The 24,109-nt window shown below is 33.8% G+C and carries 17 protein-coding genes; all 17 read right to left on the reverse strand.

Annotated elements, in window-relative coordinates; genetic code table 11:
• Positions 1 to 19: 19 nt before the first annotated feature.
• The 17 genes from SLW70_RS15695 to SLW70_RS15775 all read right to left on the reverse strand — a co-directional run bounded on the left by SLW70_RS15695 (position 20) and on the right by SLW70_RS15775 (position 23,812).
• Positions 20 to 1,474, reverse strand: coding sequence for an aldehyde dehydrogenase family protein (locus tag SLW70_RS15695; protein WP_320889593.1), 1,455 nt, complete (start codon positions 1,472 to 1,474; stop codon positions 20 to 22).
• 14 nt (positions 1,475 to 1,488) lie between these two features.
• Positions 1,489 to 2,643, reverse strand: a complete 1,155-nt coding sequence (locus SLW70_RS15700) for a mandelate racemase/muconate lactonizing enzyme family protein (RefSeq protein WP_320889594.1) — start codon at positions 2,641 to 2,643, stop codon at positions 1,489 to 1,491.
• 136 nt (positions 2,644 to 2,779) lie between these two features.
• A complete protein-coding gene (locus tag SLW70_RS15705) occupies positions 2,780 to 3,418 on the reverse strand; it encodes a bifunctional 4-hydroxy-2-oxoglutarate aldolase/2-dehydro-3-deoxy-phosphogluconate aldolase (RefSeq protein WP_320889596.1) in 639 nt (212 codons plus the stop codon).
• 9 nt (positions 3,419 to 3,427) lie between these two features.
• Entirely contained in the window at positions 3,428 to 4,381 is a 954-nt protein-coding gene (locus tag SLW70_RS15710; RefSeq protein WP_320889597.1) for a 2-dehydro-3-deoxygalactonokinase, read from the reverse strand.
• Positions 4,382 to 4,590: 209 nt separating this feature from the next.
• The gene (locus tag SLW70_RS15715; RefSeq protein ID WP_320889599.1) at positions 4,591 to 7,821 is read right to left on the reverse strand and encodes a glycoside hydrolase family 2 TIM barrel-domain containing protein; all 3,231 of its coding nucleotides are present in this window, start codon (positions 7,819 to 7,821) and stop codon (positions 4,591 to 4,593) included.
• A 185-nt stretch (positions 7,822 to 8,006) separates the two neighbouring features.
• Positions 8,007 to 8,357, reverse strand: coding sequence for a hypothetical protein (locus tag SLW70_RS15720; protein WP_320889600.1), 351 nt, complete (start codon positions 8,355 to 8,357; stop codon positions 8,007 to 8,009).
• Positions 8,358 to 8,399: 42 nt separating this feature from the next.
• On the reverse strand, positions 8,400 to 9,368 hold the full coding sequence (locus tag SLW70_RS15725; RefSeq protein WP_320889601.1) for a family 16 glycosylhydrolase: 969 nt from the start codon (positions 9,366 to 9,368) through the stop codon (positions 8,400 to 8,402).
• Positions 9,369 to 9,376: 8 nt separating this feature from the next.
• A complete protein-coding gene (locus SLW70_RS15730) occupies positions 9,377 to 9,697 on the reverse strand; it encodes a hypothetical protein (RefSeq protein ID WP_320889602.1) in 321 nt (106 codons plus the stop codon).
• A gap of 34 nt (positions 9,698 to 9,731) precedes the next feature.
• Positions 9,732 to 11,222 carry a hypothetical protein gene (locus SLW70_RS15735; RefSeq protein WP_320889603.1) on the reverse strand — a complete coding sequence of 497 codons (1,491 nt, stop codon included), beginning with the start codon at positions 11,220 to 11,222 and terminating at the stop codon, positions 9,732 to 9,734.
• Positions 11,223 to 11,607: 385 nt separating this feature from the next.
• The gene (locus SLW70_RS15740) at positions 11,608 to 13,059 is read right to left on the reverse strand and encodes a sulfatase (RefSeq protein WP_320889605.1); all 1,452 of its coding nucleotides are present in this window, start codon (positions 13,057 to 13,059) and stop codon (positions 11,608 to 11,610) included.
• A gap of 184 nt (positions 13,060 to 13,243) precedes the next feature.
• Positions 13,244 to 14,254: a family 16 glycosylhydrolase gene (locus tag SLW70_RS15745; protein WP_320889606.1), complete on the reverse strand. Its 1,011-nt coding sequence runs from the start codon at positions 14,252 to 14,254 to the stop codon at positions 13,244 to 13,246.
• A 198-nt stretch (positions 14,255 to 14,452) separates the two neighbouring features.
• A complete protein-coding gene (locus tag SLW70_RS15750) occupies positions 14,453 to 16,081 on the reverse strand; it encodes a T9SS type A sorting domain-containing protein (RefSeq protein WP_320889608.1) in 1,629 nt (542 codons plus the stop codon).
• A gap of 452 nt (positions 16,082 to 16,533) precedes the next feature.
• Positions 16,534 to 16,890, reverse strand: coding sequence for a hypothetical protein (locus tag SLW70_RS15755; protein WP_320889610.1), 357 nt, complete (start codon positions 16,888 to 16,890; stop codon positions 16,534 to 16,536).
• A 243-nt stretch (positions 16,891 to 17,133) separates the two neighbouring features.
• Complete coding sequence (locus SLW70_RS15760; protein ID WP_320889611.1) at positions 17,134 to 17,991, reverse strand: AraC family transcriptional regulator; 858 nt, start codon at positions 17,989 to 17,991, stop codon at positions 17,134 to 17,136.
• A gap of 352 nt (positions 17,992 to 18,343) precedes the next feature.
• Positions 18,344 to 18,838: a hypothetical protein gene (locus SLW70_RS15765; protein WP_320889612.1), complete on the reverse strand. Its 495-nt coding sequence runs from the start codon at positions 18,836 to 18,838 to the stop codon at positions 18,344 to 18,346.
• A gap of 14 nt (positions 18,839 to 18,852) precedes the next feature.
• Positions 18,853 to 20,658 carry a RagB/SusD family nutrient uptake outer membrane protein gene (locus SLW70_RS15770; RefSeq protein WP_320889613.1) on the reverse strand — a complete coding sequence of 602 codons (1,806 nt, stop codon included), beginning with the start codon at positions 20,656 to 20,658 and terminating at the stop codon, positions 18,853 to 18,855.
• Between the two features lie 10 nt (positions 20,659 to 20,668).
• Entirely contained in the window at positions 20,669 to 23,812 is a 3,144-nt protein-coding gene (locus SLW70_RS15775) for a TonB-dependent receptor (protein ID WP_320889614.1), read from the reverse strand.
• Positions 23,813 to 24,109: the final 297 nt, after the last annotated feature.

Genomic DNA, 24,109 nt, shown 5'->3' on the forward strand with positions numbered 1-24,109 from the left:
TTAGTTAATAGTTAATTATTTAAAGTGCGGTTGAAACTCTCTTTTTTACTAAATAGTCTTCAAGTGCTAAATGTGAACAATCATGTCCAATTCCACTATTTTTGATTCCACCGTGAGGCAAGTAAATAGCATATTTCACACCATTGATTTGGATTTCACCAAATTCTAAATCTTCAGTAAAACGTTGAATTCTTTTGTGGTTGTTTGTAAAAATATAAGAAGCCAATCCGTATTCCGTATCATTGGCCAAAGCCAAAACTTCATCATCAGACTCAAAACTCATAATCCCTGCAACAGGTCCAAAAGTTTCATCTCTAAACAAACGAGAATCAGTTGTGATTCCTGAAACTACTGTTGGCTCAATCCAGTTTCCATTTTCAGGGAAACCTGCTGGAATTTTACCACCGTATTCTAATTTAGCTCCTTTGCTTACAGCATCTTGAACCAAATCAAACATTCTATCTCTATCCTTACGAGTCACTACAGGCCCCATATCTACAGCTTCATTTGCATCTGTACTGAAACCTAATTTCAATTTAGAGGCTCTATCAATATATGCCGCTAGGAATTTATCGTAGATGTTTTTGTGAACAAAAATTCTATTGGCAGCCACACAAATTTGACCGCTATTTCCAAATTTCAATCCAATAGCTAAATTAAGTGCTGTATCAAAATCAGCATCTTCAAAAACGATAAAAGGCGCATTTCCACCTAACTCCATTCCTAATTTCTTAATAGAAGTCGTACTATCAGCAATGATTCTTTTACCTGTAGCGGTAGAACCAATCATAGTCAAAACGGCAGGAATGGTACTCGTTGTCATTGTAGTCGCAACTTCGGCAGAAGGCCCCGCTAAAATATTAACAACACCCGCTGGGAAATTAATTTCGTGTAAAATTTCACCAATCATATACGATGACAAAGGTGACATTTCAGACGGTTTGATAATCAAAGAACATCCTGCTGCTAATGCTGGTCCAATCTTAAAACCAACATTCAACAAAGGGAAATTCCAAGCTAGATAAGCCACAGCAACTCCCGCTGGTTGCTCCACAATTTTATGTGTATGGGTATTTTCATAATCTGGAATTTGCTCTTCTCTACGATTTTTCATTGCAGCAGGATACCATTCCAAAGCATTAGTAATTGCTTCGATATCTTCGGCAGAACCCGCATAGGTTTTCCCCATTTCGTGTACCATAGCCGAACGTAAATCGGCTTCTTTTGCAATAATAGCGGTTCTCAATTTGGTCATCCAAGCTGTTCTTTCAGCTAATGATAATTTAGACCAAAATTTAAATCCTTTTTGAGCTGCCGCTAATGCTTTTTCAGCATCAGCCTTACCTGCAAGAGCAACCTGAGCGATTGATTCACCAGTTGCAGGACAAATAACATCAGCTTTTTCACCGCTTACAGCATCAACTAACTCACCGTTGATGTATAATTTTTTATAACCAAAATTTTGTGTTTTCATTATCTTACAATTTCTTAGTGTGTTACTTTTTTTAAATTTTTAGAGATACAATACTCCATTAAGACATCTTCATTCACATCAATACCTAAACCTGGACGAGTAGGAACATCAATAAAACCGTCCTTCATTACAATCGAAGGGAAGGTTAATTTTTCACGAAGTCCGTTTTCTGTTTGATCGTATTCCATCAAGAAATTAGGTTTGTACATTCTTCCTGGAATCTGCTCTAAATTAGCAATAAAATGCAAAGCAACATGAATTCCGATAGCTGTTCCCCAAGTATGAGGAATAATATCTAAACCATTGGCTGTGGCCAAAGCTGAAATACGTTTTGCTTCAGTAAGACCTCCACTAGAGCAAATATCTGGTTGTAAAATATCTACCGATTTATTTTGAATTAATTGTTGGAAACCAAAACGCAAATATTCACATTCTCCACCTGAAATCGGAATAGAAGTTTTTTGTCTCAATTCATGATATTGTTCGTAAAACTCAGGAGATATAGGTTCTTCAAACCAGCTAATATCGTACTTTTCAATCTTTCTACACAACTCAATTGCTTCTCTCAAAGTATAAGCATGATTAGAATCGACCATCAGTTGAACATCGTCACCAATGATTTCTCTCATTTTACGTACGTTTTCAACGTCAGCTTTGATACCTAAACCAACTTTCATTTTCATCGCTTTGAATCCTTGAGAAACGTATAATCTTGCTTCTGCTTCAAAGTCTTTGGATGGATTATCATGACAGGTAAAATACAAACCTGTTGCATAAGGTTGGATTTTAGTTCTATGTACACCACCTAATAGAGTAGAAACAGATTGTCCTAAAATTTTCCCTTTTAAATCCCAGATGGCAATATCGATAGCACTCATCGAAGCTACTAAAATTCCTCTTCGAGCATAATCCAATGTTCTACGGTACATACGGTTCCAAATCACCTCATTTTCTAAAGGATTTTGACCAACAACCATAGGCTCTAAAAATTTAATTCCAGATTCTAAGATTGCCGCAGGACCATATCCTTCTCCCCAGCCATAAGTTCCATCTGAACAAGTTACTTTTACAACACAAATACATCTTTCAGAATACTCCCATTGTGAAAAGAAAAAGCTTTGAGAAAGTACATCTCTCAATACAAACGTTTCAATTTTTTCAATTACCATTATATTTCTATTTAAATCAAAAAGAAGTGATAAAACCTCTTTCACTATTTCTATTTATTTACAAAATCACTCTTTAGTAAAATTATTACTTTAAGCCATTATTCATGGTTAAATTTTACCCACAAACAAACCTTATTTACCTAATTTCCACAACCTTATCACAAATGCTTTTAAAATGATTGTATAGTGCATCATAGTCTTTGGCATCCATCATTTTCTTATCAAACAACGAACCTCCCATTCCTACTCCAATTGCTCCAGCTTGGAAAAAAGACTGAATATTATCTAAGGCTACACCTCCAGTAGGTAACAATTTTATCGTATTTAAAGGCGCCAAAACATCCTTAACATAACCTGCTCCTAATTGTGTAGCTGGAAATATTTTAACTGCTGTTGCACCTAGTTTATTAGCATTGTATATTTCCAAAGGTGTGAAAGCACCTGGAAAAATAGGCACATTATGACTTTTGCAATAATGCATCACATCGACATCCATAATAGGCGTTACAATGAAAGTTGCCCCTGCATCCAAAGCCTTCATTAAGTCGGCCATCGTACAAACAGTACCTGCTCCCACATTAATATCAGAATGATTTTCTGCAATCGATTTGATGATATCACATGCATTAGCCGAATTCATGGTGATTTCAAGAGTCGTCAATCCTGCTTTTTTATAATAGGGCAAAATTTCCTCGATTACTTCCAAAGAAACATTTCTCAGAATCCCTACAATAGGCATTTTATCAAACAACTCTTCTTTATAATTTGTTCCCATCTTATTTTTCTATAATTGGTTTTTAATAATATTCCATTGTCCTTTCACTACGGAAGTATCTACTACATCGGCTTGTATTACTTTGGTTTTTGAAACCAAACCTAAAATCGAAATGGCTCTATGATACAGCTCGAATAATTTTCCTCCTGCACATAATTTGATATAATCACAGTCGATTTCCTCTAAGGTTTTCAACTCACTACCTATCAACAAACCACTCAAATAATAGTAATTCTCAAGATTGTTCTTCTCTTTAAAAAGGGTATTTGTACGTACCTTAAAAAAGGTATTTAATAGTGATTTTCCTTCCATCGACTTCAAAACCCCTTCTTCAAAAGAAGCTAAAACGGAAGCATCAAAATCTGATTTTTCAATGGAAGCTTTTAAAATAGTATGCTCAGAAATCACACTAAAAACTTCACCAGTCATGTAGGTATAAAAATCAGTAACAACTCCTTTATCACAAACGACATGTTTACTATGTGTTCCTGGCGTGATAAAAACCACTGTTTTCTTTTTATCCTTCTCAGTCACCAAACCAATGATTTCTACTTCTTCTCCTCGAATAACATCAGAATCCGACTTTACACCTGAAATCAATTTAATGGTGTACGGAAAATCAGGAGATTCAATGGTTTCAATATGTAATGATTTACCATTTGTTTTAAAAGGCAAGTTTGAATAAGGTAATTCTCTTAAACCAATACTCGATGATGCCATTCCAGAAATAACAACTTGTAAATCAGAAGGTATAGTAGTCTTGAAGTTATCGATTTGAACTTTTAAAAAGTTTAAAAAATATAACTCCTTTTCTTCTCCAGAAGCCAACCATTCGTTGTAAACGGTTTTGATTCCCCTTGGAGAAACAACTTCTTCAACTATTGTCAAAGAAGGAACTGACACTAATCTCAAACGCAAATTTGAAGTTCCCCAATCAACACTAATAAAGCTTTTAGTACTCATAATTAAAAAAATCCGATTATTGATTCTTACAAAGTTACCTCTAGAGCATCTTTATTTCTATTCAAAAATTACCTAGTACTAATCCATATTTACCCTTAAATGAATCAATTCATACTCAAACAGAGGTAAAACATATAGGAATAAAAAAATCCGTTCGCATAAACGAACGGATTTCGGACAATTTAAAAAAACCAAATAACAAATGAATATTACTGTTTCAATGCGGATAAATTGAATTCAAAACTATACTTACCCGATTTTAATAAATACTGTGGCAATCGATTTGACAAAGTTCCCCCTAAAGACAACTGAACCAAATCAAGATTTAGCGTATAAAACCCTTGTGGATTTAAATCATAAGGATGCCTAGCTTTGTTGATATTCTCCGCAGCATAAGGCCAGATAGAAAATCCAAACAACGGACTTCCTGTAACTTGCAATCCAGATTTAGTACTAGCACTCAATTTCAACCATCTGGTATCCGTATGGTTTCCGTTTTCTTGAGGGAATATATAATTATAAAATACAGCATCCGTTTTTAAACTATATTCTCCTACTTCGGCACTAGCCTTACGGTCACTATAGTTTTCCCACGGTCCATTTCCGTAATAAGTCGTGTTTTTATAGGAATCAGAAACCCCCATTGTCACTCCAAAACGAATTAAATCTGGTAAGTTTTTATCAGCATCCATTTCAAGTTTGAAATTAATCGTTCCATCATTTGAAATCGTATAAATTTTATCCAACTTCACTTTAGCTTCTAGGTTTTGTTTCACCAAAATTTTTACAGAATTCCCTTCATTATTCACTACTACATCAGAAGTTTTAAGACGACTTGGAAGATCTGCCCAAAACTCTCGTGATTTAGAAAAACTTCTACTATTAGCTCCTCTTATATCATTATCAACGGTAGGACGAGTCATATTCAATTTTAAAGGAGCAAATACTTGCTCTTCGCCTTTTACTTTATATGAAGTCAACTCTCCATTCAATTTAGAAATCACCACTGAGAATGACTTTCCATTTACCACCACTTCATTAGCTGTCTCACTAGAAATTACTTTATCTTTTACATTTGAAACTAAAACGGGAGTTGTTATTTTAGACTGAAGAACGAATTGATTTTTAGCCACTTCAAATCCTTTTTTGCACCACAAACGATCTGTTTTTTCATGCAATGACATACGAATAAAATACTCTGAACTATCATTGAAACGAATTCCTTTTATTGGCAATTTAACCGTTCTTGACGCTCCAGCTTCTAATTCTATTTGAGGCAAAACACCCGATTGTATTGTTTTGCCATTTTCAGCAACTTCCCAACGAATTTCATATTCCTTTAAGTTTGAAAAAGAAAAACGGTTTGAGATTCTAACTACTGAATTCTTAACATCAGCCCCTTCAAAAACTACTGGTTGAAACATAAATTTACATTCCCAAGCATGAGGATTTGGACTTAAATCAGGTGCAAAAACACCGTTGATACAAAAGTTACCATCATTAGGAATATCTCCAAAGTCACCACCATAAGCATAAAAATCTTTACCATTAGCATCTTTTTTAACTAATCCTTGGTCTTTCATATCCCAAATAAAACCTCCTATTAAGTTAGGTCTTGCTCGTATTTCGTCCCAAATATCCACTAATCCACCAATAGAATTCCCCATAGCATGCATGTATTCACACATAATAATTGGTCGCGTAATATGCGCATTATCAGACATACTCACTAATTGCGATAAGTCAGGATACATTCTACTCAATACATCCACATAATTTTTATCATCAGGATTAGCATAAGTAGGCCATTTATTGATTTCATTAGCCACACCTTCCACATAATGTGGATCTTCAGGATCTCCTTGTGCTCCTTCATAATGAATAAATCTTGACGGATCAAAATCTTTTACCCATCCTGCCGCAGCTGCAAAAGCTGGTCCTGTTCCACTTTCGTTACCCAATGACCATGAAATAACACAAGGTTCGTTCTTGTCTCTTTCGACCATTCGGATAATTCTAGTCAAAATTGGTGCTGCCCAAGTAGGCTGTTGCGGAATATAACTTCCTAAATGATGTGCTTCAATATTAGCCTCATCCATTACATACAGACCATATTCATTGCATAACTCATAAAAATAAGGGTCGTTTGGATAATGCGAAGTTCGAACTGCATTAAAATTGAATTTCTTCAAGGTCTCAATATCTTCTCTTAAATCATCGTGAGTTAAGGCTTTTCCGCGAGTAGGATGGTGATCATGGCGGTTTACCCCCATAATTTTAACCACTTTCCCATTTACCAATAATTCATTCTTTTTACTGAATTCAATTTTTCTGAAACCTATTTTTTTACTTCTAGATTCTACTACTTGACCATTAGCATCCACAACATTAAATACTAATTTATACAAATAAGGATCTTCAGCAGACCATTTGCGTGGACTGCGAATCATCGCTTCCATGAAAGCAAACTTGGTAATATCTCTAGCTGGCCATCTTTCTTTATACACTTTTTCCACCTCTACAGATAGAGGCTTAGCCAAAACTTTATTATTAGCAGCATCATACAATTGAGCCGTAATCGTATACCCTTTAAGTTTGGCTTCGTCTTCTTGAACCCATAGCAAAGGACGAATTTCTAGTTTAGCATCTTGATAATTGTTATCGAATTTTGTTCGCACAAAGAAATCATTTAATGCTATTTTAGGTTGTGCCATCAAATACACTTCACGGTGAATACCGCTCAATCGCCACATATCTTGATCCTCTAAGTAACTTCCGTCACTATAACGAAAGACTTGTAAAGCCACTCTATTTTTACCTGGCTTTAAATATTTTGTAATATCAAATTCGGCAGCCAAACAACTTCCTTGACTATACCCTACTTCTTTGCCATTTACCCAAAGATAAAAGGCTGATGTAACACCACCAAAATGCAAAATTACAGATTGATTATTCCAATCAGCTGGCACTTCAAAATCTCTATAATAACTTCCTACAGGATTATCTCTATAAATTTTTGGAGGTAATGGAGGTTGTGGCCCTCTCCAATCATATTTTAAAGTTGCATCCAAAATATTGGGAGTAAAAGGATATACTATATTCGTATAAATAGGCTGTCCGTAGCCTTTCATTTCCCAGTTAGAAGGCACTTCAATATCATTCCAATTTTTATTTCCACTAAAAGAAGCCGTCATAAAATCGGTAGGACGATCTTCAGATTTATCTACAAAATTGAATTTCCAAATTCCGTTTAATGACTTTATACGGGATCTATCTCTATTTCCTTCTAAGGCATCCTTTTCGTTTTTAAAGGAATAAGAAGGTACTCTGGCTTGCATCTTGTTTTTTTCAAACACTATTTCATTTTCCCAATCGTTTTGAGAAAAAACAACATTGGAAACCAACATCATAAAACTTAAAAAAAGAAAGATTCTTTTCATATCAACAGACTTAAATAACTATTAAAAAGCAATACTATAAAATAAACAACTAAATACCGAGAAAACAAAATGACAAAAAACTAGACAAACTCCTAAAAAGCAATAAAATCCATCGATTAAAACTAACAAAAGTAAATAACCAATGGATTTTGCTTTTTTGTCTTTAGTTCAAAAAATAAAAAATACTAGATATTTTGTAATTCTTCACGCATTCTACTAAAAAATGGCTGAAGTTCACTTAATGGTTTTCCTGTAATTTTACTAAAAACATCATTAAATTTTTTATTCACTTCATTTAATTTATTTTGCTTATCCTCTTGAGATACTTCACCGCTTTTCACTTGCGCCATCACATCCATATATCCTGTGATGTAATTGTTACGAGCGTCCAATAATTCATTTGACTGCTTTGCATCTAAATTAAATTCTTTAGTCGCCGCTTCAACAAAATACTTAATCTTCTTTTCTTGAGTTTTGTTTTGAGCAAAAGCTCCCACAGAAACCATCATTAAAAATGCTACAATAATTTTTTTCATAATCTAAATTTTTTAGTGTTAATTGTTTTATTTGTTGTTTAATTATTTGTTCTTTTTTTGCCAAACACGTACATATTCAATTTCGAAATCAACTACGCCATCGTCCTTTTTTCCTTCTGGGCTATTCAATTCTAAATCTTCTTTACTATCAGGAACGCCATGCCAAGGGAATGTTTCTTGATCCAACCAAATTGAAATTGGCTTAGTAACTACATATCCTTTTTCAAAACCTTTAGCTTTTGCCCATTCATCAATCTTTTCTTTAGACGCTTCTGTAAAAAGTTTTCCATCTATAAAATATTTAATTCCATTTTCATCCCATTCTAAACCGTAAGTATGAAAACCATCGGCTACTCTAAAATCTAAAATGTGATGTTCGGTATAAACGCTATTATTACCTTTTACTGTCCAATCGTGAATAGACCACCACAATTCTTTATCAAGCTTTAATTTATTAGGTTGTCTATGATCTCCAAAGTGCTCAAAAATATCCAATTCCAACCCTTGTCCCATCGCCCAAAAAGCACTGGTGATTTCAGCATCGGCAGCTTTACTTTTAATTTCCATATAACCGTATTGGAAAAATTTTCTCCCTATCAAACAAGCTGTTGTCAAATTTTCGAATTTACTTCTTGTATTGTCTTTCCCCCATGGCTTGTCTAATTTATCGCTAAACGGAAAATCAGGCTCCCAACGTGTTTCAAGAATTAATTTCCCATTTTCAAGTCTATAATTTCTTCCCGAAAACTGAGAAGGAGCACGTCCTATCCAAACATTTTTATTTGGAAAATCAGGATGTTTATAAACTGGCTTTCCATTTTCAAACTTCCCAACTACATACCATCTATCTTCATTTAACGTTGGCCCATCAAACTCATCACTCACTTCTGTATTCAGTATCCATTTCCCCGTATTGTTTGGGTCTGAAAGCGGCAATACAGTTTTAGCTTTTTGCGCTTGTAACTGAAGTAATGGCAAAAGTGCACAAATAATAAAAAATCCTTTTTTCATTTCTCTAATTATTCTTTAACCTCCAAAAATTCAACAGGCGAACCATTATGAACAATGAATGCCACACGAACTCCTTCTGCTGGAGAAAAAGTAGGTACTAAAATTTCTTTCCCTTCTAATGCTTCTTCCATATTATCAACCAAATAAGCTACATGTGGAATGGTACGCATCATCTCAGGCATTGGGCTATCAGCGTCAAACTTTACCCATTCAACACCATACTCATCTTTTGAAAAATCAGTAAAATGTATTTTTCCTGGCTCATAAAAACCATCCCAATTTTTCTCCTCCTTAGTAGGAATTCCAATATGACTAAATGGATATTTCATCTTATTTATTTATTTGAATTTATTTTTAACTACTTTATTTATTTACAACAACTGCGCTATCCAATAGATGATAATTATTATTTCTATCTTTAATCTGAAGTAAAACATTTGCGACTTCAGAACTATTATTCAACTTTATATCGAACAAGAAAGCTTTCAAAGGATTTACATCTTCCAAGACAATTTCTTTTACTTTTTTTTCTGAACCATCTAATAGTTGCAACACCGCAACTCCTTCAAAAAACACACCAAACTGACCGCTTAATCTTTTAGTTGCTCCGTTGAAATTCATTTTTCGCGTAATAATACCAGACCTATTTACCGATAAAACAGGTACAGAAGCAATCTTTGCTGCTGCATGAATCTCTGTATATGAAGCATATGCCCCTGGATTAATAGAATAAATTGGAGTTCGAACTTCGGTCTCTAAATATCCGCTTGACAGTGCACTGTTGTAAATTGAAAGATTCGTGCCATCTTCATACTCTAATTTACTATTATAAGGCTCCAATATTTTTACAAAAGCGGTATTATTTAATTTATTGACATAACTCACCCAAGAATCAGATGAAATCATATGAAAACCACTCATCAAATCATAATCATAATGGATTTCAAAAACACCAGGAGCCACTTCTCCAGTCCAATTCGTTCCATTATTATAATACAATTTAACATGTTCAGGATTGTTTTTATCCAAAGACTTTCGGTTTCTGTTTACAAATTGCCATCTTGTCTCTGCAGTACCTGTTATTTCATATTGGTCCCCATTTGGTAACCTATACTTTTTATCAAATGGAATATAAACACAAAAATTCTTTCCATCTGTTAGTTCTGGATTGCTTCTTGAAATATGCTGACTTGAGGACATTATACCACGTTTTACAGCTTCATTACCTCTGTTAAAAATCATATGCTCAATATAAACCAAACTACTATTCTCTTCTATTCTCAGCCTCCGCTTATACTGCAACTCTTCATCAATCTTTTCAGGATAAACAAATGATTGTGATTTAAAGTCAAAAGAAGGAACAGGTAGTTTTTGAATCCCAGATGCCACTTCTATAAAATCCTCCCCATTTTCATTACTTATTTTCGCAGAATACGGACTATCTCCTAAAATAGCCGGAGGAGGCCAACGTTTTATTTTTTCTCCACCAACACCAACTGCACAATTAGAAATCGGAATCGGTACTATTCTATATCCGCCAAAATTGCGCCATTCTTCTTTTTTAACTTCATCGGATGACATAAAGGATTTACCCAGCATTTCTGGATTTACCCAAAGTGAAGCTATTTCTCCTAAATTATATTCAAGAATCCTTCCTCCTGCCTTAGGCACAACCGCCAAACTTATATATTTATTTTTAGCAACAAAAACACTGTCCCATTTCCAATTTTTATAATTCCCAATTACAGAAACTTTTTTAGCAGACTGTGCAAAAAAAGAAACCTGTAATAACAAAAACAAAACTGTAATTGAAACTTTAAGATTCTTTTTAATATTTTCTGAAACTAAAATCAAATTTTTCTTTTTTTACGTCTAACCTTCTTAATTATAAACAAAACAACTTTTTAAAATGCAAAAACTGACACTACATAATAAACCAACATTTTAGCTCATTTTTTAATTATCAATATTTTTATCCAACATTAAATCTACTATCAATAACACAATCAGTATTTTAACAACAAATCCTTAAAACAAAGAAAGTAAAATATCCATATAGATGATTAATAAAACTTACCCACTACTTAGCCTATTTTACCCCTAGCGCAAAACAAAGACAAAAAAAATCCCATGATAAGAATGCTTCTTCCAGCATCTAACCATGGGACTATTATTTATTAATTAATAATCAAAAAAATATTAATTCAATTCTTAGTTCTATTTGTTTTAAAATACAATATTAATCAAGCTTAAAAGCCTTATCGTAATTTGGCATATTAGTACTAAACCACATTTCTTCTCCTTTTTTATTATCAAACCAAAGCGGTGTTATATGCGTTTCACTCCATTTCTGAGTTTCTTCTACCATTTTTTTCATTAGTTCAGGATACTTAGCACTCAAATCTTTAGATTCATTTGGGTCGTTTTTTACATCAAATAATCTCCATTTGCTATTTGGACCACCCGCTTTTACAATTTTAAAATCATCTTTCCTTGCTCCAACATCTGAGAAACCTGCACGGTAGCGAACCGCATAAATCATATCATCCTTATGTGTATTTTTTCCAGCTAATAGGTTAGACCAAATATCCTTACCATCTATTTTTTTTCCGGCAGGAATCGTTGCCCCAGCTAATTTTGCAAAAGTTGGATAAAAATCAATTGCCGAAACAGCATAATCAATACGTTTACCAGCTGGTACTTTATTTGGCCAATGGAAGAACATTGGTACACGATACCCACCTTCATAAGTATCTCCTTTTGTTCCTCTTAACGGATAGTTATTTGCTCCATGTTCGATATTTCCACCATTATCACTTAAGAAAATGATTAAAGTATTCTCATATTGCTTTGTTTCCTTCAGTGTTTTTACAATTTCCCCTACACCTCTATCTACGGCATAAACCATGGCAGCATACGTTCTACGGTCGTTGTCTTTGATGTTTTCAAAAACTTTCAAATCTTCTGCCTTAGCTTCTAATGGAACATGAGGCGCATTGTACGCTAAATACATAAAGAACGGCTTCTTCTTTTCTTTAGCTTCTTTAACCACACGAACCGCTTCTCTCGAAAGAGCATCCGTCATGTATTCTGTTTCTTCAACAACGGTATTGTTATGCAATAAAGGCGTTAAATAAGCATGAATGTTTTTATTCCCATTTTTCACCTGTGCATCATACTGCGCTTTATAATCTGCTGGGAAATATTTATGACCACCTCCAAGGAAACCATAAAAATCATCAAAACCTCTGCTATTTGGATGAAAAGGCACTCCATAACCTAAATGCCATTTTCCTATTGCACTGGTATAATATCCTGCTTTTTGCATGACATCACTAATATATGTTTCTTGAACAGGAATACCATCTTTTAAATTCATACCCACATCAGGAAGGTTGTAAGGAGCTCCAAATTCATGTGGATAACGTCCTGTCATCAAAGCCGCTCTACTTGGCCCACAAAAAGGATGCGCCACATAAGCTGACGAAAAAATAGTTCCGCTCTTTGCTAGTTTATCTAATTCTGGAGTGATAATATCTTTAGAACCATTAAATCCTACATCGGCATACCCTAAATCATCACAAAGGACAACCAAGATATTTGGTTTTGTTGCTTGTGCCACTATCGGCATCGTTGATATTAAAAACAGGCTCATAAAAGCCAACTTGGTTTGGTTTAATAGTCTTTTCATTTTATCTATAATAGGTCAATAATTATTTTTATTCTGCATATTTGATACATAGTTGTCTAAAAAACAAGATCTAATCTTCACCTTTTACGGTAAAAAACTAGCAGTAATACAAACTAAACACAATATTTCTAATAAAAAACAATGTATTTTATCAGGTTTCAGTACTATATTACCCCGATAGTATTTACTTCTTTTTTTGCCAAATTCTCAAATACTCGATTTCAAAATCGATAGTACCGTTTCCTCCGACCTCTTCTTTGGAATCAGGAACTCCATGCCAAGGAAAGGTTTCTTGGTCAAACCAAATTTTCAATGGCTTAGTGATTACAAAATTTTCATTGGCTCCATTACCTCCATTTTGCTTTGCAACATCATCATAAGCATTAATTGTTGCTCTAGACACATCTCTAAATAATTTCCCATCAATATAGATTTTAACCCCATCAGCACTCCACTCAAATCCATAAACATGAAAGGCTGCTGCTACTCTAAACCCTAAGTCGTGAGACTCTGTATAGGTTGTTCTACCAGCACCTGCACTAGTCCAATCGTGGATGGACCACCAAAGTTCACGTTCTTTACCAGCTGCTTCCTTACTAGGCTGTTTGTGGTCGCCAAACATTTCAAAAAAATCAAACTCTACATTGGAACCAGTTGCCCAAAAAGAACTTGTTATCTCACAATCTGCCGCTTTTGACTTTACTTCCAAATAACCATAAGTAAATTCCTTTTTAGAAATGATAGCAGCAGTGGTAATGTTTTCATATTTCACACCATTATCTAATTTGGTCGAAAAATTAAAAGTAGGCTCCCAACGAGTTTCTAATTTCAACATTCCCTTTTCAACTCGAACATTGTTTGTTGAAAACTGTGAAGGCGCTCTTCCAATAAAATTAGACTGATAAACGCCTCCTTTCCCTTGAATATGCCATTTGGTTTCATCCAAAACTGCACCATCAAATTCATCACTCATTTCTTCATTCAAAACCCATTCTCCTGTGTTTTTTTGATCCGATAATGGTGCATTAGGATTTGGTACAGGATCAACAACTACCGGATCCTTAATAACGTCAATTACCTGAGCATCTTCTTTGGACTTGCTACAATTCACTAATGTTAGCATAACAATTCCAAAAACAACTTTAAAAAAAACACCTCTTTTATTCAAATCTCTATCCATTACTTCTATATTCATTTAAAAAAAACAACTAACACACTGACAACTAAAAACATAGCTAACAAATAAAAGAAAACAACGAACAAATAAATCTTATCATTTTACCCTTATCTAGTTCTATTTTACCTTTTTAGCTACGCCAAAAAAAATCCCGTAAAAAACCAAAACAAATTTTAATTTTCACGGGATTCAAATACTTACTTCCAAGAAGAAGACTTATAAAATCACTATTTTTTTACTCACCTTAGTAGTTCCACTTTTTGCATTTACCAAATAAGTTCCTTTGGCTAAATTTAATTGTGGAAGATTGATTTCGACCCTTGACTTTCCTTTAAAATCATTCGCATAAACCATTTTACCTGACATATCATAAATCGCTATTGCAACATCTGAAATACCCGCCAAATCAATAGCCAAAAATTCATCATCACTTTTAAAAGGATTTGGATACATTTTTAAATTATTATCAATTTCGAAAGTATTTACCGCCAATGCCGGAGGACAGTTGCTGGTATTTACCTGATTATCATCTCTTGAAATTACCAAAGAAATTGACCAATCAAAACCTGAAGCATTAGTCTTAAGTTCATTTTCGGTTGGAACATTTATACTGTAATATCCGTCACCCACTGCCCCACCGGTGGTACTTGCTCGATAAAGCAATGGAGCTACCGATGGCCCAAGATAAAATGTTTCCATATTAGGAATCGGATTTGGTCTTAATATTTCCGGATTGGTTCTTAACTTACAAGGCACCCATGGAAATATACCTTGTTTGACATGGGCATTGATTCCATAAGCGGAGGTAATATCAGTTATTCTCGAAGATGAATCAAAAAAACCAACTCCTACAAAAGGAGACACTTTGTCGAACGCTTTGTCAATACGCACGGCTGCCATACATCCAGTGGCTTCTATTTTTTGTATATCAATCCATCCATTTACAGCACTCCAAGGTTGCAACATAACAGCAGCATTCCCATCAGTACATTTTATATTATATCCAAATATTTCAGACATCTTAGCCACTTCCTGAGGAATCACACCTCCTGAAGCACTTACATCGTCACTTTCAAGCCTAAGAGTAACACCACCTCTTAAAGAAGTTAAATTCTTAAAAAGCAACTTCTCACCAGTTCTTACTTGCACAACGCCATAACCGCCATGTCCATTTATAATGGTTAGATTTTTAACCAAACCTTTAACGGGACCTGCCCAAATATTGTTTCTCTTACTTGCTGAACAATTCAGCGCTGCATGTATAGTACCATTATCATCTACAAAACAATCAGCTACCATAAAATTCTTTGCTTCTTTAACATTAAATGGTGTAATTCTGGTTTCTTTATCTAAATGAGTTAAATCAACTTTAAATTGTCCGCTTGAAGCCCTGATACTCACATTCTCTGACAATACTCCTGTATAGCCAATACGAAAAATAGACATATTAGGAATTTGAGGATTGGTAGGAGAGACAGCATCATAAGGTTTTACAATCGCCAAAGGATCGAATACCAAATGAACATCTGATTTGAGTTGAATTTCGTTGAATTCCCATGTTCCAGCAGGAATGGTAATAACTCCACCTTTAAGGTTTTCACCATTTACCATCACCGTCAGGTTAGTCAGGGTATTAATAGCCGTTTGCAGAGCCGGAGAATCATCTCCTGTTGCAGGATTATAAACCAAAGTTATTCTTTGTGAAGAGGGTGCTGCAGGATACTTTCCGGAACTATCAGTAAAAAAATCTGCTTCATTTCTAAACTCGGGTAAGGGAGAACCTACTTGTGAAAAACCTAAGTTTATTAAAAATAAAAAGAGTATTATGGTTGTGCTTTTTTTCATGACATTTAGTTTGTATATAACAATCTGTCTTATTATTTTTGATTCTTAACCTCAATATACAAACCAAGGTCGTTTGTCGATTTTGGATTCTAAGTCATTAATTTCAACGAGCTGAAAGGTTTCCTTTTCATCCAAAACTTGTTTCTGGGAAATACAAAATCCTCCTTTACACAGGAAATATTCAGTTAATTCAATGGATACTAAATTACTTATCACTCAACATACGACTAAAGTTAGTATTTGCACTATATTCCCAATCTTATCATACAAATGGATTCTGCTATAATTAAGTTCACAAACAAAAATCCTGATAAATGAAAGTTATAAGGAATGAGCCCGACACAATATCGAGCTCTTCATTTTCAAAATTAAATATAGATTTATTTGAGATTTTGAGTGTAGTCTACACCTGATGATTTAAAAATATTTTGCTTATAAAGTAAAAAGCTTATTTACTTAACATTCTTCATTTCTTCTTGCATTTTCTGAAAAAACGGTTGTAATTCAGCATACGACTTACCAGTCATTTTAGACATAGCACTATTAAAGTCTCTTGAAGCTTGCTGACCTATTTCTTTTTTCTCATCAGCAGTAATTTCTCCATTTTTTAATTTTCCTGCTGAATTTACGTAAGCCATCACTACTGTAGTACGCAGTGTCATCAGATCTTTTTTCTGATTTTCGGTTAGTCCAAATTCTTTAACTGCCGAATCAACAAAATAATCGATTTGTTTTTGTTGCCATTTGTCTTGAGCAAATGTTGCGGTAGCTGTCATTAGTAATATAAAAACTAAAATAATTCGTTTCATAATTTAAAAATTAATCGGTTTAATAATTAATAAATTTACAAACAAAACGACAGCACAATAAGGCCTATTTTATCCTAAACAAAATAAAAATTACCCTTATTAAAAACTATACCCTTTTTAAAACTGACAAAAATCAACTCAATTTTAAATCCCTATTAACAACAAAAAAGATTGCAACAACTGGTATAATTAACAACTATCTCTAGATCTTTACTTAATTTAAAAAACTACACCATCAGACTTTTACATAGTATACTTATAACTCTTTGGTGTGCTTCCCATGATGTGTTTAAACTGTTTATTAAAGTTGGTTATTGATTTATATCCTACCATATGACTTACTTCAGAAATCGGTAAATCTTCTTGTACCAATAAACGCGAAGCATTACGAATGCGAACTTCATTCAAAAACTCTGTGAAAGATTTGTTGGTCATTTTCTTGAAAAAACGACAAAATGAATTAGTTGTCATACAAGCAATATCAGAAACCTGACTCAAACTAATATAATTAGCATAATTATCTGATATATATTTAATTACCGTATCCAATCGACCCGAATCGTCAGTTGCTAATTGACTCATATCAGAAGATGACAACACTTCCTTGGTTTCAGACAACGACAATCGATGTAACAAACTTAATAGTTTAATCGATTGTTCTGCTGGAGATAAATCGACAATTTCTATCAAATCATCATGCAGTTCATCGCTTACATTTTTCCCAAATGAAACACCAAATTTAGATTGTTCCAACATATGGTTAATAGCTGAAAATTCGGGATTACTAAAAGTACCTTCTCCTAAAAAATTTTTGGTGAATTTTAATATAATCGTTTTTACGTGAGCATCTTCATCTTCATCATAATAAGAAGGATCATTACGCCATAAATGAGGCAAGAATGGCCCAACCAAAACCAAGTCCCCAGGTAAAAAATGAGAAACATTATCACCTACAAAACGTACCCCACTGCTTTCAGAGATATATAACAATTCATACTGCGAATGATAATGCCAAAAAGAATCCTTACAAGGCACTAATGCCGCTCGAATATTCAATCGAGCGTTGACAAAACTATCGGGATTTTTTAAAACTAATTTCATAAAACACGGGTACTATCTTGTTAGTATAACATTTAACTCTATTTATGATTAGCAAAAATTATTCCAAAAACAGAATAAAATTACTAAAACATGCCTTCATAAGGCATGCTACTTCTTTCATAGTCTCAAAGATAAAGACTTTATTAAGTATATACTATAAAAAAACACAGAATTGAATGCATATTCATATTAAAAACCAGTTAAATTGAAGATATCACAATTTTAATCACAAAGAAGTAAGGATTCTCCCAAAACAAACAGCCAAAATCAGCCTTACTAAAAACAAGAGGCTACTCCACTTAGAAAGTGTGATAGCCTCTAAAAAACTAACTACAAAAAACTTTACTCAAAATTATGGAACAATCGTGGCTAATACTTTAACTTGAAAAACCTGTTCAAAAACCCACACACCATCAACTAATACAGCATCTACTGGCGTAGTCCCTTTGTATGTAACTTTATCTTTATAAGTATTTCTTAAAGTCACAGTATAATCACCGGCAGTTGGGAAATAAATAAAAACTGTTGCATCAGTTGTTACCAACCCTTTTGTTGCATCGATATAAGGAGTTAAATCTGGATAAGGTACTGTATTTACATTTTTGAAACCTGATTTCAAAAAATGAGATCCTTCCTTAATTTTCCACTCATGCGATAAAGTTCCCTGTGATAAATCAAAAATTGACAAAGCTTTACCAGCTGGAATTGTAATTGGAGCAGTAACACTTAACGGAGTACTTGAATACCAGGTTACATCAGAAAATTCAGGATCGGGTGTTAGCGATTCTTTTTCACAACTTGTAAAAAACAATCCTAAAAACATTGCTATTATTACTATATTTTTCATTTTCTTCTTTTTAATTATTTAGATAAATTAGGATTTCTACCCACCTCATTACTTGGTAATGGTAAATATTCACTAGTTCCTTCAACGAAGTTTTGAGCTGGAATTGCAAACTCATTAGGAATAGGCAAACTTGTACTTACTTTATTTGCTTCATCAACAACTGAAGCTTTAAATCTAGTTACTTGAGTTCCTATATTTGGATTAACAGTTTTTGCATACTTAAAATCATTTGTATAATAGGTTTTTGAAGCCAAGTTGCTAAAATTAGATTTTAATATTCCCCATCTTCTCAAATCTGTAAAACGAGTTGCGTGACCTTCTGCTGAAGTTTCTAAAGGTTTATCAACAAACATTAATTTATCCATCAATGTAGTTGCAGTATAAACAACACCATCATAAGTACGTGTCCCTGCAAATTCACCTGTAATACCATATAACTTTAATCCCCAACGAGCACGAACTTTATTAATAAGTGCCAAAGCTTCATTAATAGCACCTCTTTTTATCAAGCACTCCGCTTGCATTAAATACACTTCAGACAATCTATGTACAATATAATTTTTAGATGATTTCTGTGCACCTAATGTATTTGCTGTTTCAGCTGTAAAAATATCCACATTTAAATATTTTTTATAATATGCAAAAACTCTTGGCTGTGCGGTAGCATTTGCTGCAAAAAGAGTTAGACCTGCCGAAGCATCAATAACTGCAGGCACTCCGTAAGTAGGTGTTTGAAGATCTTCCGGCAAAGTAACCATAGCCGAGGCTCTTAATGGCACTCCCCTAAGCGGATTCGTGATAACACCCCCAATATGATTTCTTGCGTCCAAAGGATCCATCGGCTCTGCTTTATAAGCATAAGCCACCCAAGCAGGAGCTGTAAAACATAAATTTTGAGAGAAACTTAAAAAAGCCAATCTATTAGTAGTACTCTCTTCATCAAAATTCCCTAATTCTGGTCTAAAAGCGCCATCAAAGTTAACTTCAAAAATAGACTCACTATTAAACTCGTTTACAGTATAGAACATAGCAATAGGATCCTTACCCGAAGCTGTAGTTCCATACAAACTGTAATTAGTATTACCAATTACATCATTAAAATAACCTTCAGCTAATAAATACTCCCCTTGATATAAATAACTAGTACCTAAAACTGTTGCAGCAGCAGCTCTCGTAGCACGCCCTTTTTCCGCTGGTCTAGTAGCTGGTAAATTATCGAAGGCATATTGTAAATCTGCTCTAAAAAACTTTAATACATCTTCTGACGAAGAAACTGATTTGAAAAAATCATCAGATGTCACAGGTGTATGGTCTTCAATAACAATTTTCCCTTTGTTAAATGAAGTGTGTAAGTAAAAATGAAACAAACCTCTTAAAAAACGAGCTTGAGCCATTTGATAGATCCACTTTTGAGTATCTGTAGTAGTAGGTTTTATCCTTTCTAAAGCTTCAATAACTTGATTGGCTCTAAAAATCCCTCTATAGCAAGCCGCCCAATGACGGTCTATAAAGAAGTTATTATTACTATAGTTCTGAAACCAAAACGTATACGCAAGGTCACCAGTTAAAAATGGATCAGGTCTTACATTTGAAAAATATCCCATATCCGAACGTACCATTTCTTCTCGTAAATTAAATACATACTGAGACAATAAAGTCGCATAAGCAGCAGTTAAACCACTGTTAGTATCATTTAAATTTTTCCAAAAACTACTTGAGTCTGTGAAATTTGGATTTGTTTCTGTCAAATCTGGATTACAAGAACTCAACAGTCCAAGAATCAAAAACACAGAAGCACATTTATATATATATCTTTTCATCATTAAAAAATTAAAAATTAAAATTCAAACCAACTGAATACATTTTTGTTAAAGGGTAATTCCCTTTATCCAATCCTCTCGAGTTAACATTCCCTCCTACCTCTGGGTTATACCCCGTATATTTAGTAAAAGTGAATAAATTTTGCCCTGTTAAGAAAATTCTAAATTTACTGATTCCTAAAGCTGAAGTCGTTTTCTTAGATAAATTATATCCAAAGGTTATATTTCTAATTCTTAAATAAGAACCATCTTCAATAAATAATTCTGTATTAGGTTGGTAATTTGGATGTGCTGAGAAAATCCCTCTGTAAGCTGGAAGTGTCCCATTTGGATTCACATCAGAATAAGAATTCAAAATTTCTTGACTTCTACCATATCCTATAGCGGTAGCTCTAGCCCCATTTACAATCTCATGACCTAAAGCAGAATACATATTTAGATAAAAATCAAAATTATTATACTCTAAACTTAAATTGTATCCTATTTCATATTTAGGCAATCCACTACCTGCATAAACTCTATCTCCTACAGACTGAAATATACCATCACCATCAACATCTTTATAAATTAAATCTCCCATTTTGAATTGGCGATTTGTAAAATAAGTATTCGCTTGAGCTAATTTTTCTGGTGTATTTGCAATTCCATCAGTCGCAAACACAAAATAAGCTCCAGCTTCATATCCTGCTGCAAGTGCAGTAATTTGACTTGTTGTAGCATTTCCTCCAGGTACAATTCCGTTATCGCTAGTCAAAATTGGACCATTAAATCCATCAGTTATTTTTGTAACCTTATTTTCGTTTGTACTAAAAGTACCGTTCATTCTATATTTTAATTTACCAATTCTATCACGATAACCTACAGCTAACTCATAACCAGAATTAGTCATATTACCAATATTTAATACCACTTGATTATTATTACTTAAGCTTCTGATTGAATTAGGAGCTCCTCCACCATTGGATGAATCATCTAAACCTACACTAGGCGGAACTGTTAAGCTAAACAACATATCCTTCTTATCAGTTTGATAATACTCCGCAGTAACTGTCAGTTTATTTTTGAAAAAACCTAAATCAATACCGATATTCTTTTGAATAGAAGTTTCCCATTTCACATCAGGATTTCCAATTGTTGTTTGAATTGCTGAAGTAGCAACAGCACCATCACCAAAGGCATAAGCCAAATCTCTATAAATAGCTGTACTAAACGAATAATCTTGAAAACTTTGATTTCCTACTGTACCACTACTTAAACGTAGTTTAAAATTATTCACTACACTACTAAGTGGTTTGAAAAAATTCTCATCAGAGATATTCCAAGCCGCAGATACAGATGGAAACAATCCCCAACGGTTTTGTTCTGCAAAACGAGAAGAACCATCTCTACGTATACTTGAACTTAACAAATATTTCCCTTTATAATCATATTGCATCCTTCCTATCATACCTGACAGTCTGTTTGTATAATCAGGACCTGAAATAGCTGATGCTACGCCTGTTGCGCTATTCAATACAGTAATATTATTATCTGAAATATCAGCTTTTGAAACCGTTATCTCCTCATAGTCAAATCTTTCTGATGACAAAGCACCTGTTAAAGTCAATTTATGATCTTTCGCAAAAGTAGTTTGATAATTTAAAGTCGCATCCCAAGTCACTGCATAACGTCTTTGAACGTTTTCAGAAATTGAACTTGGCTGAAGTACCTCTAAGTTTCTTTGCACATCAAAAGTAGATTGACTAGGTCTAAATCTCATACGTTCAAAATTCAAATCATTCACTCCAAAACGAGTACTAATATTTAAACCTTTAATAATATCATACCCTAATTCAATATTAGTATACGCTCTTGTTGATTTAGCCTCATCTAATGAATTAAGACTGGTCAACAACGAAACATTGGTATTAAAATCATTACCTCCAAACAAATCCAAAGCATCTGCCTCAAGAGATAATATTGGCTGAGTTGGCTGATAACGGATCAACTGACTAATCGTATTAGAAGCCCCTCTATCCGTAAACTCTTTTGTCATTCCTATTCCAATATTGGCTGAAAATTTACCTTTTTTGTAAGTTACATTAGATCTTGAATTAAATCTCTGAAAGCTTGATCTTGAAATAACCCCTTTTTTATCAAAGAAACCTCCAATAAAAGAATATTTTAAATCATTACTTCCACCACTTACATTGATACTGTAGTTTTGAGTTCCTGCATTATCTACAAATAGCATTCTTGAGATATCATTATCATATTGAAACCTATCAGCAGCATTAGTCAATGGAGCTAAATTGATAGCACTATCAGCCGTTCCCGCCACATTTCTAGCTAAAAGCATATCCACATAGGTTTGATCAACAGCATTCAGTAACTTATGACCTTCTCCCAAAGTTTCAAATCCCTTACTTGCATCAAGCTTAACACTTAATGCACCTGCTTTTCCTTTTTTAGTTGTAATCAAAATTACCCCAGCAGCTCCACGAGTACCATAAATTGCTGCCGAAGAAGCATCTTTCAGTACATCGATAGATTCAATTTCGTTTGGACTAATTCCTGGATCCCCTTCTTGAGCAATACCATCAATTACGTATAAAGGAGTATTGGAACCCGAAATCGAAGTAATACCTCTAATCAAAATCTCTGAACTAGTCCCTGGCTCACCTGAACTCACGACATTCACACCAGATATTTGTCCCTGTAAAGCATTCCCTAAATCTGAAGTAACTTGATTTACTATGTCCTCCGACTTAACACTCGCTACAGCTCCAGTTAACTCTTTTTTCTTTACAGTACCATAACCAATTACCACAACTTCATTCAAATCTTGAGTAGCTGATTTCAGTTTTACATTTAAAGTTTTTCCAGTTACTTTTACGTTTTTAGTCGTCATTCCGATATAACTAAAAACGAGTAAATCTCCTTCATTTGCTTTAATAACATATTTCCCATCAAAATCAGTAGCTGTACCTTTAGTTGCGCCTTTCACAATTACAGTTACACCTGGAATAGGCATACCGTCTTCTTCCCCTATAACGGTTCCTTGAACCACTCCTACTTGAGCTTGAGCGGCAACGTTAAAAAACAACGTTAGTAGAGTAAGAAACAAAAAACGTCCTAGTACACTTTTTTGTTTATCATTTTTTTTCATTTTCATTTTGTTGATTTTAGTTTATTATTTTTTACTACTATTAATTTTAAAACAATTCTGATTTAATCTATTATCAAAACCAATCTTAAAATTTAAAGAAACAATCACCAGATAATTTCTTCCTCATAACTTAAAACATTAGGTATATTACCCATCAACAGATTAACCATAATCTATTAATTCTCTTAAAAACTTTGCTTTCATATATTGGTTTAGTTTAGTTTAAAAATAAATTTGACACTTACACGCCATCACACCCTAAAATCAAAAAGCCACACCCTAGCGTTAACTTTTTTAACCTTG

Origin of the sequence: Flavobacterium sp. NG2, assembly GCF_034119845.1 — a bacterium.
Taxonomy (GTDB): domain Bacteria; phylum Bacteroidota; class Bacteroidia; order Flavobacteriales; family Flavobacteriaceae; genus Flavobacterium.

Bases quoted from the DNA above. Each gene is read 5' to 3' on its own strand.
- SLW70_RS15695 (WP_320889593.1), bottom strand. From the start codon at position 1,474: ATGAAAACACAAAATTTTGGTTATAAAAAATTATACATCAACGGTGAG.
- SLW70_RS15700 (WP_320889594.1), bottom strand. From the start codon at position 2,643: ATGGTAATTGAAAAAATTGAAACGTTTGTATTGAGAGATGTACTTTCT.
- SLW70_RS15705 (WP_320889596.1), bottom strand. From the start codon at position 3,418: ATGGGAACAAATTATAAAGAAGAGTTGTTTGATAAAATGCCTATTGTA.
- SLW70_RS15710 (WP_320889597.1), bottom strand. From the start codon at position 4,381: ATGAGTACTAAAAGCTTTATTAGTGTTGATTGGGGAACTTCAAATTTG.
- SLW70_RS15715 (WP_320889599.1), bottom strand. From the start codon at position 7,821: ATGAAAAGAATCTTTCTTTTTTTAAGTTTTATGATGTTGGTTTCCAAT.
- SLW70_RS15720 (WP_320889600.1), bottom strand. From the start codon at position 8,357: ATGAAAAAAATTATTGTAGCATTTTTAATGATGGTTTCTGTGGGAGCT.
- SLW70_RS15725 (WP_320889601.1), bottom strand. From the start codon at position 9,368: ATGAAAAAAGGATTTTTTATTATTTGTGCACTTTTGCCATTACTTCAG.
- SLW70_RS15730 (WP_320889602.1), bottom strand. From the start codon at position 9,697: ATGAAATATCCATTTAGTCATATTGGAATTCCTACTAAGGAGGAGAAA.
- SLW70_RS15740 (WP_320889605.1), bottom strand. From the start codon at position 13,059: ATGAAAAGACTATTAAACCAAACCAAGTTGGCTTTTATGAGCCTGTTT.
- SLW70_RS15745 (WP_320889606.1), bottom strand. From the start codon at position 14,254: ATGAATATAGAAGTAATGGATAGAGATTTGAATAAAAGAGGTGTTTTT.
- SLW70_RS15750 (WP_320889608.1), bottom strand. From the start codon at position 16,081: ATGAAAAAAAGCACAACCATAATACTCTTTTTATTTTTAATAAACTTA.
- SLW70_RS15755 (WP_320889610.1), bottom strand. From the start codon at position 16,890: ATGAAACGAATTATTTTAGTTTTTATATTACTAATGACAGCTACCGCA.
- SLW70_RS15760 (WP_320889611.1), bottom strand. From the start codon at position 17,991: ATGAAATTAGTTTTAAAAAATCCCGATAGTTTTGTCAACGCTCGATTG.
- SLW70_RS15765 (WP_320889612.1), bottom strand. From the start codon at position 18,838: ATGAAAAATATAGTAATAATAGCAATGTTTTTAGGATTGTTTTTTACA.
- SLW70_RS15770 (WP_320889613.1), bottom strand. From the start codon at position 20,658: ATGAAAAGATATATATATAAATGTGCTTCTGTGTTTTTGATTCTTGGA.
- SLW70_RS15775 (WP_320889614.1), bottom strand. From the start codon at position 23,812: ATGAAAATGAAAAAAAATGATAAACAAAAAAGTGTACTAGGACGTTTT.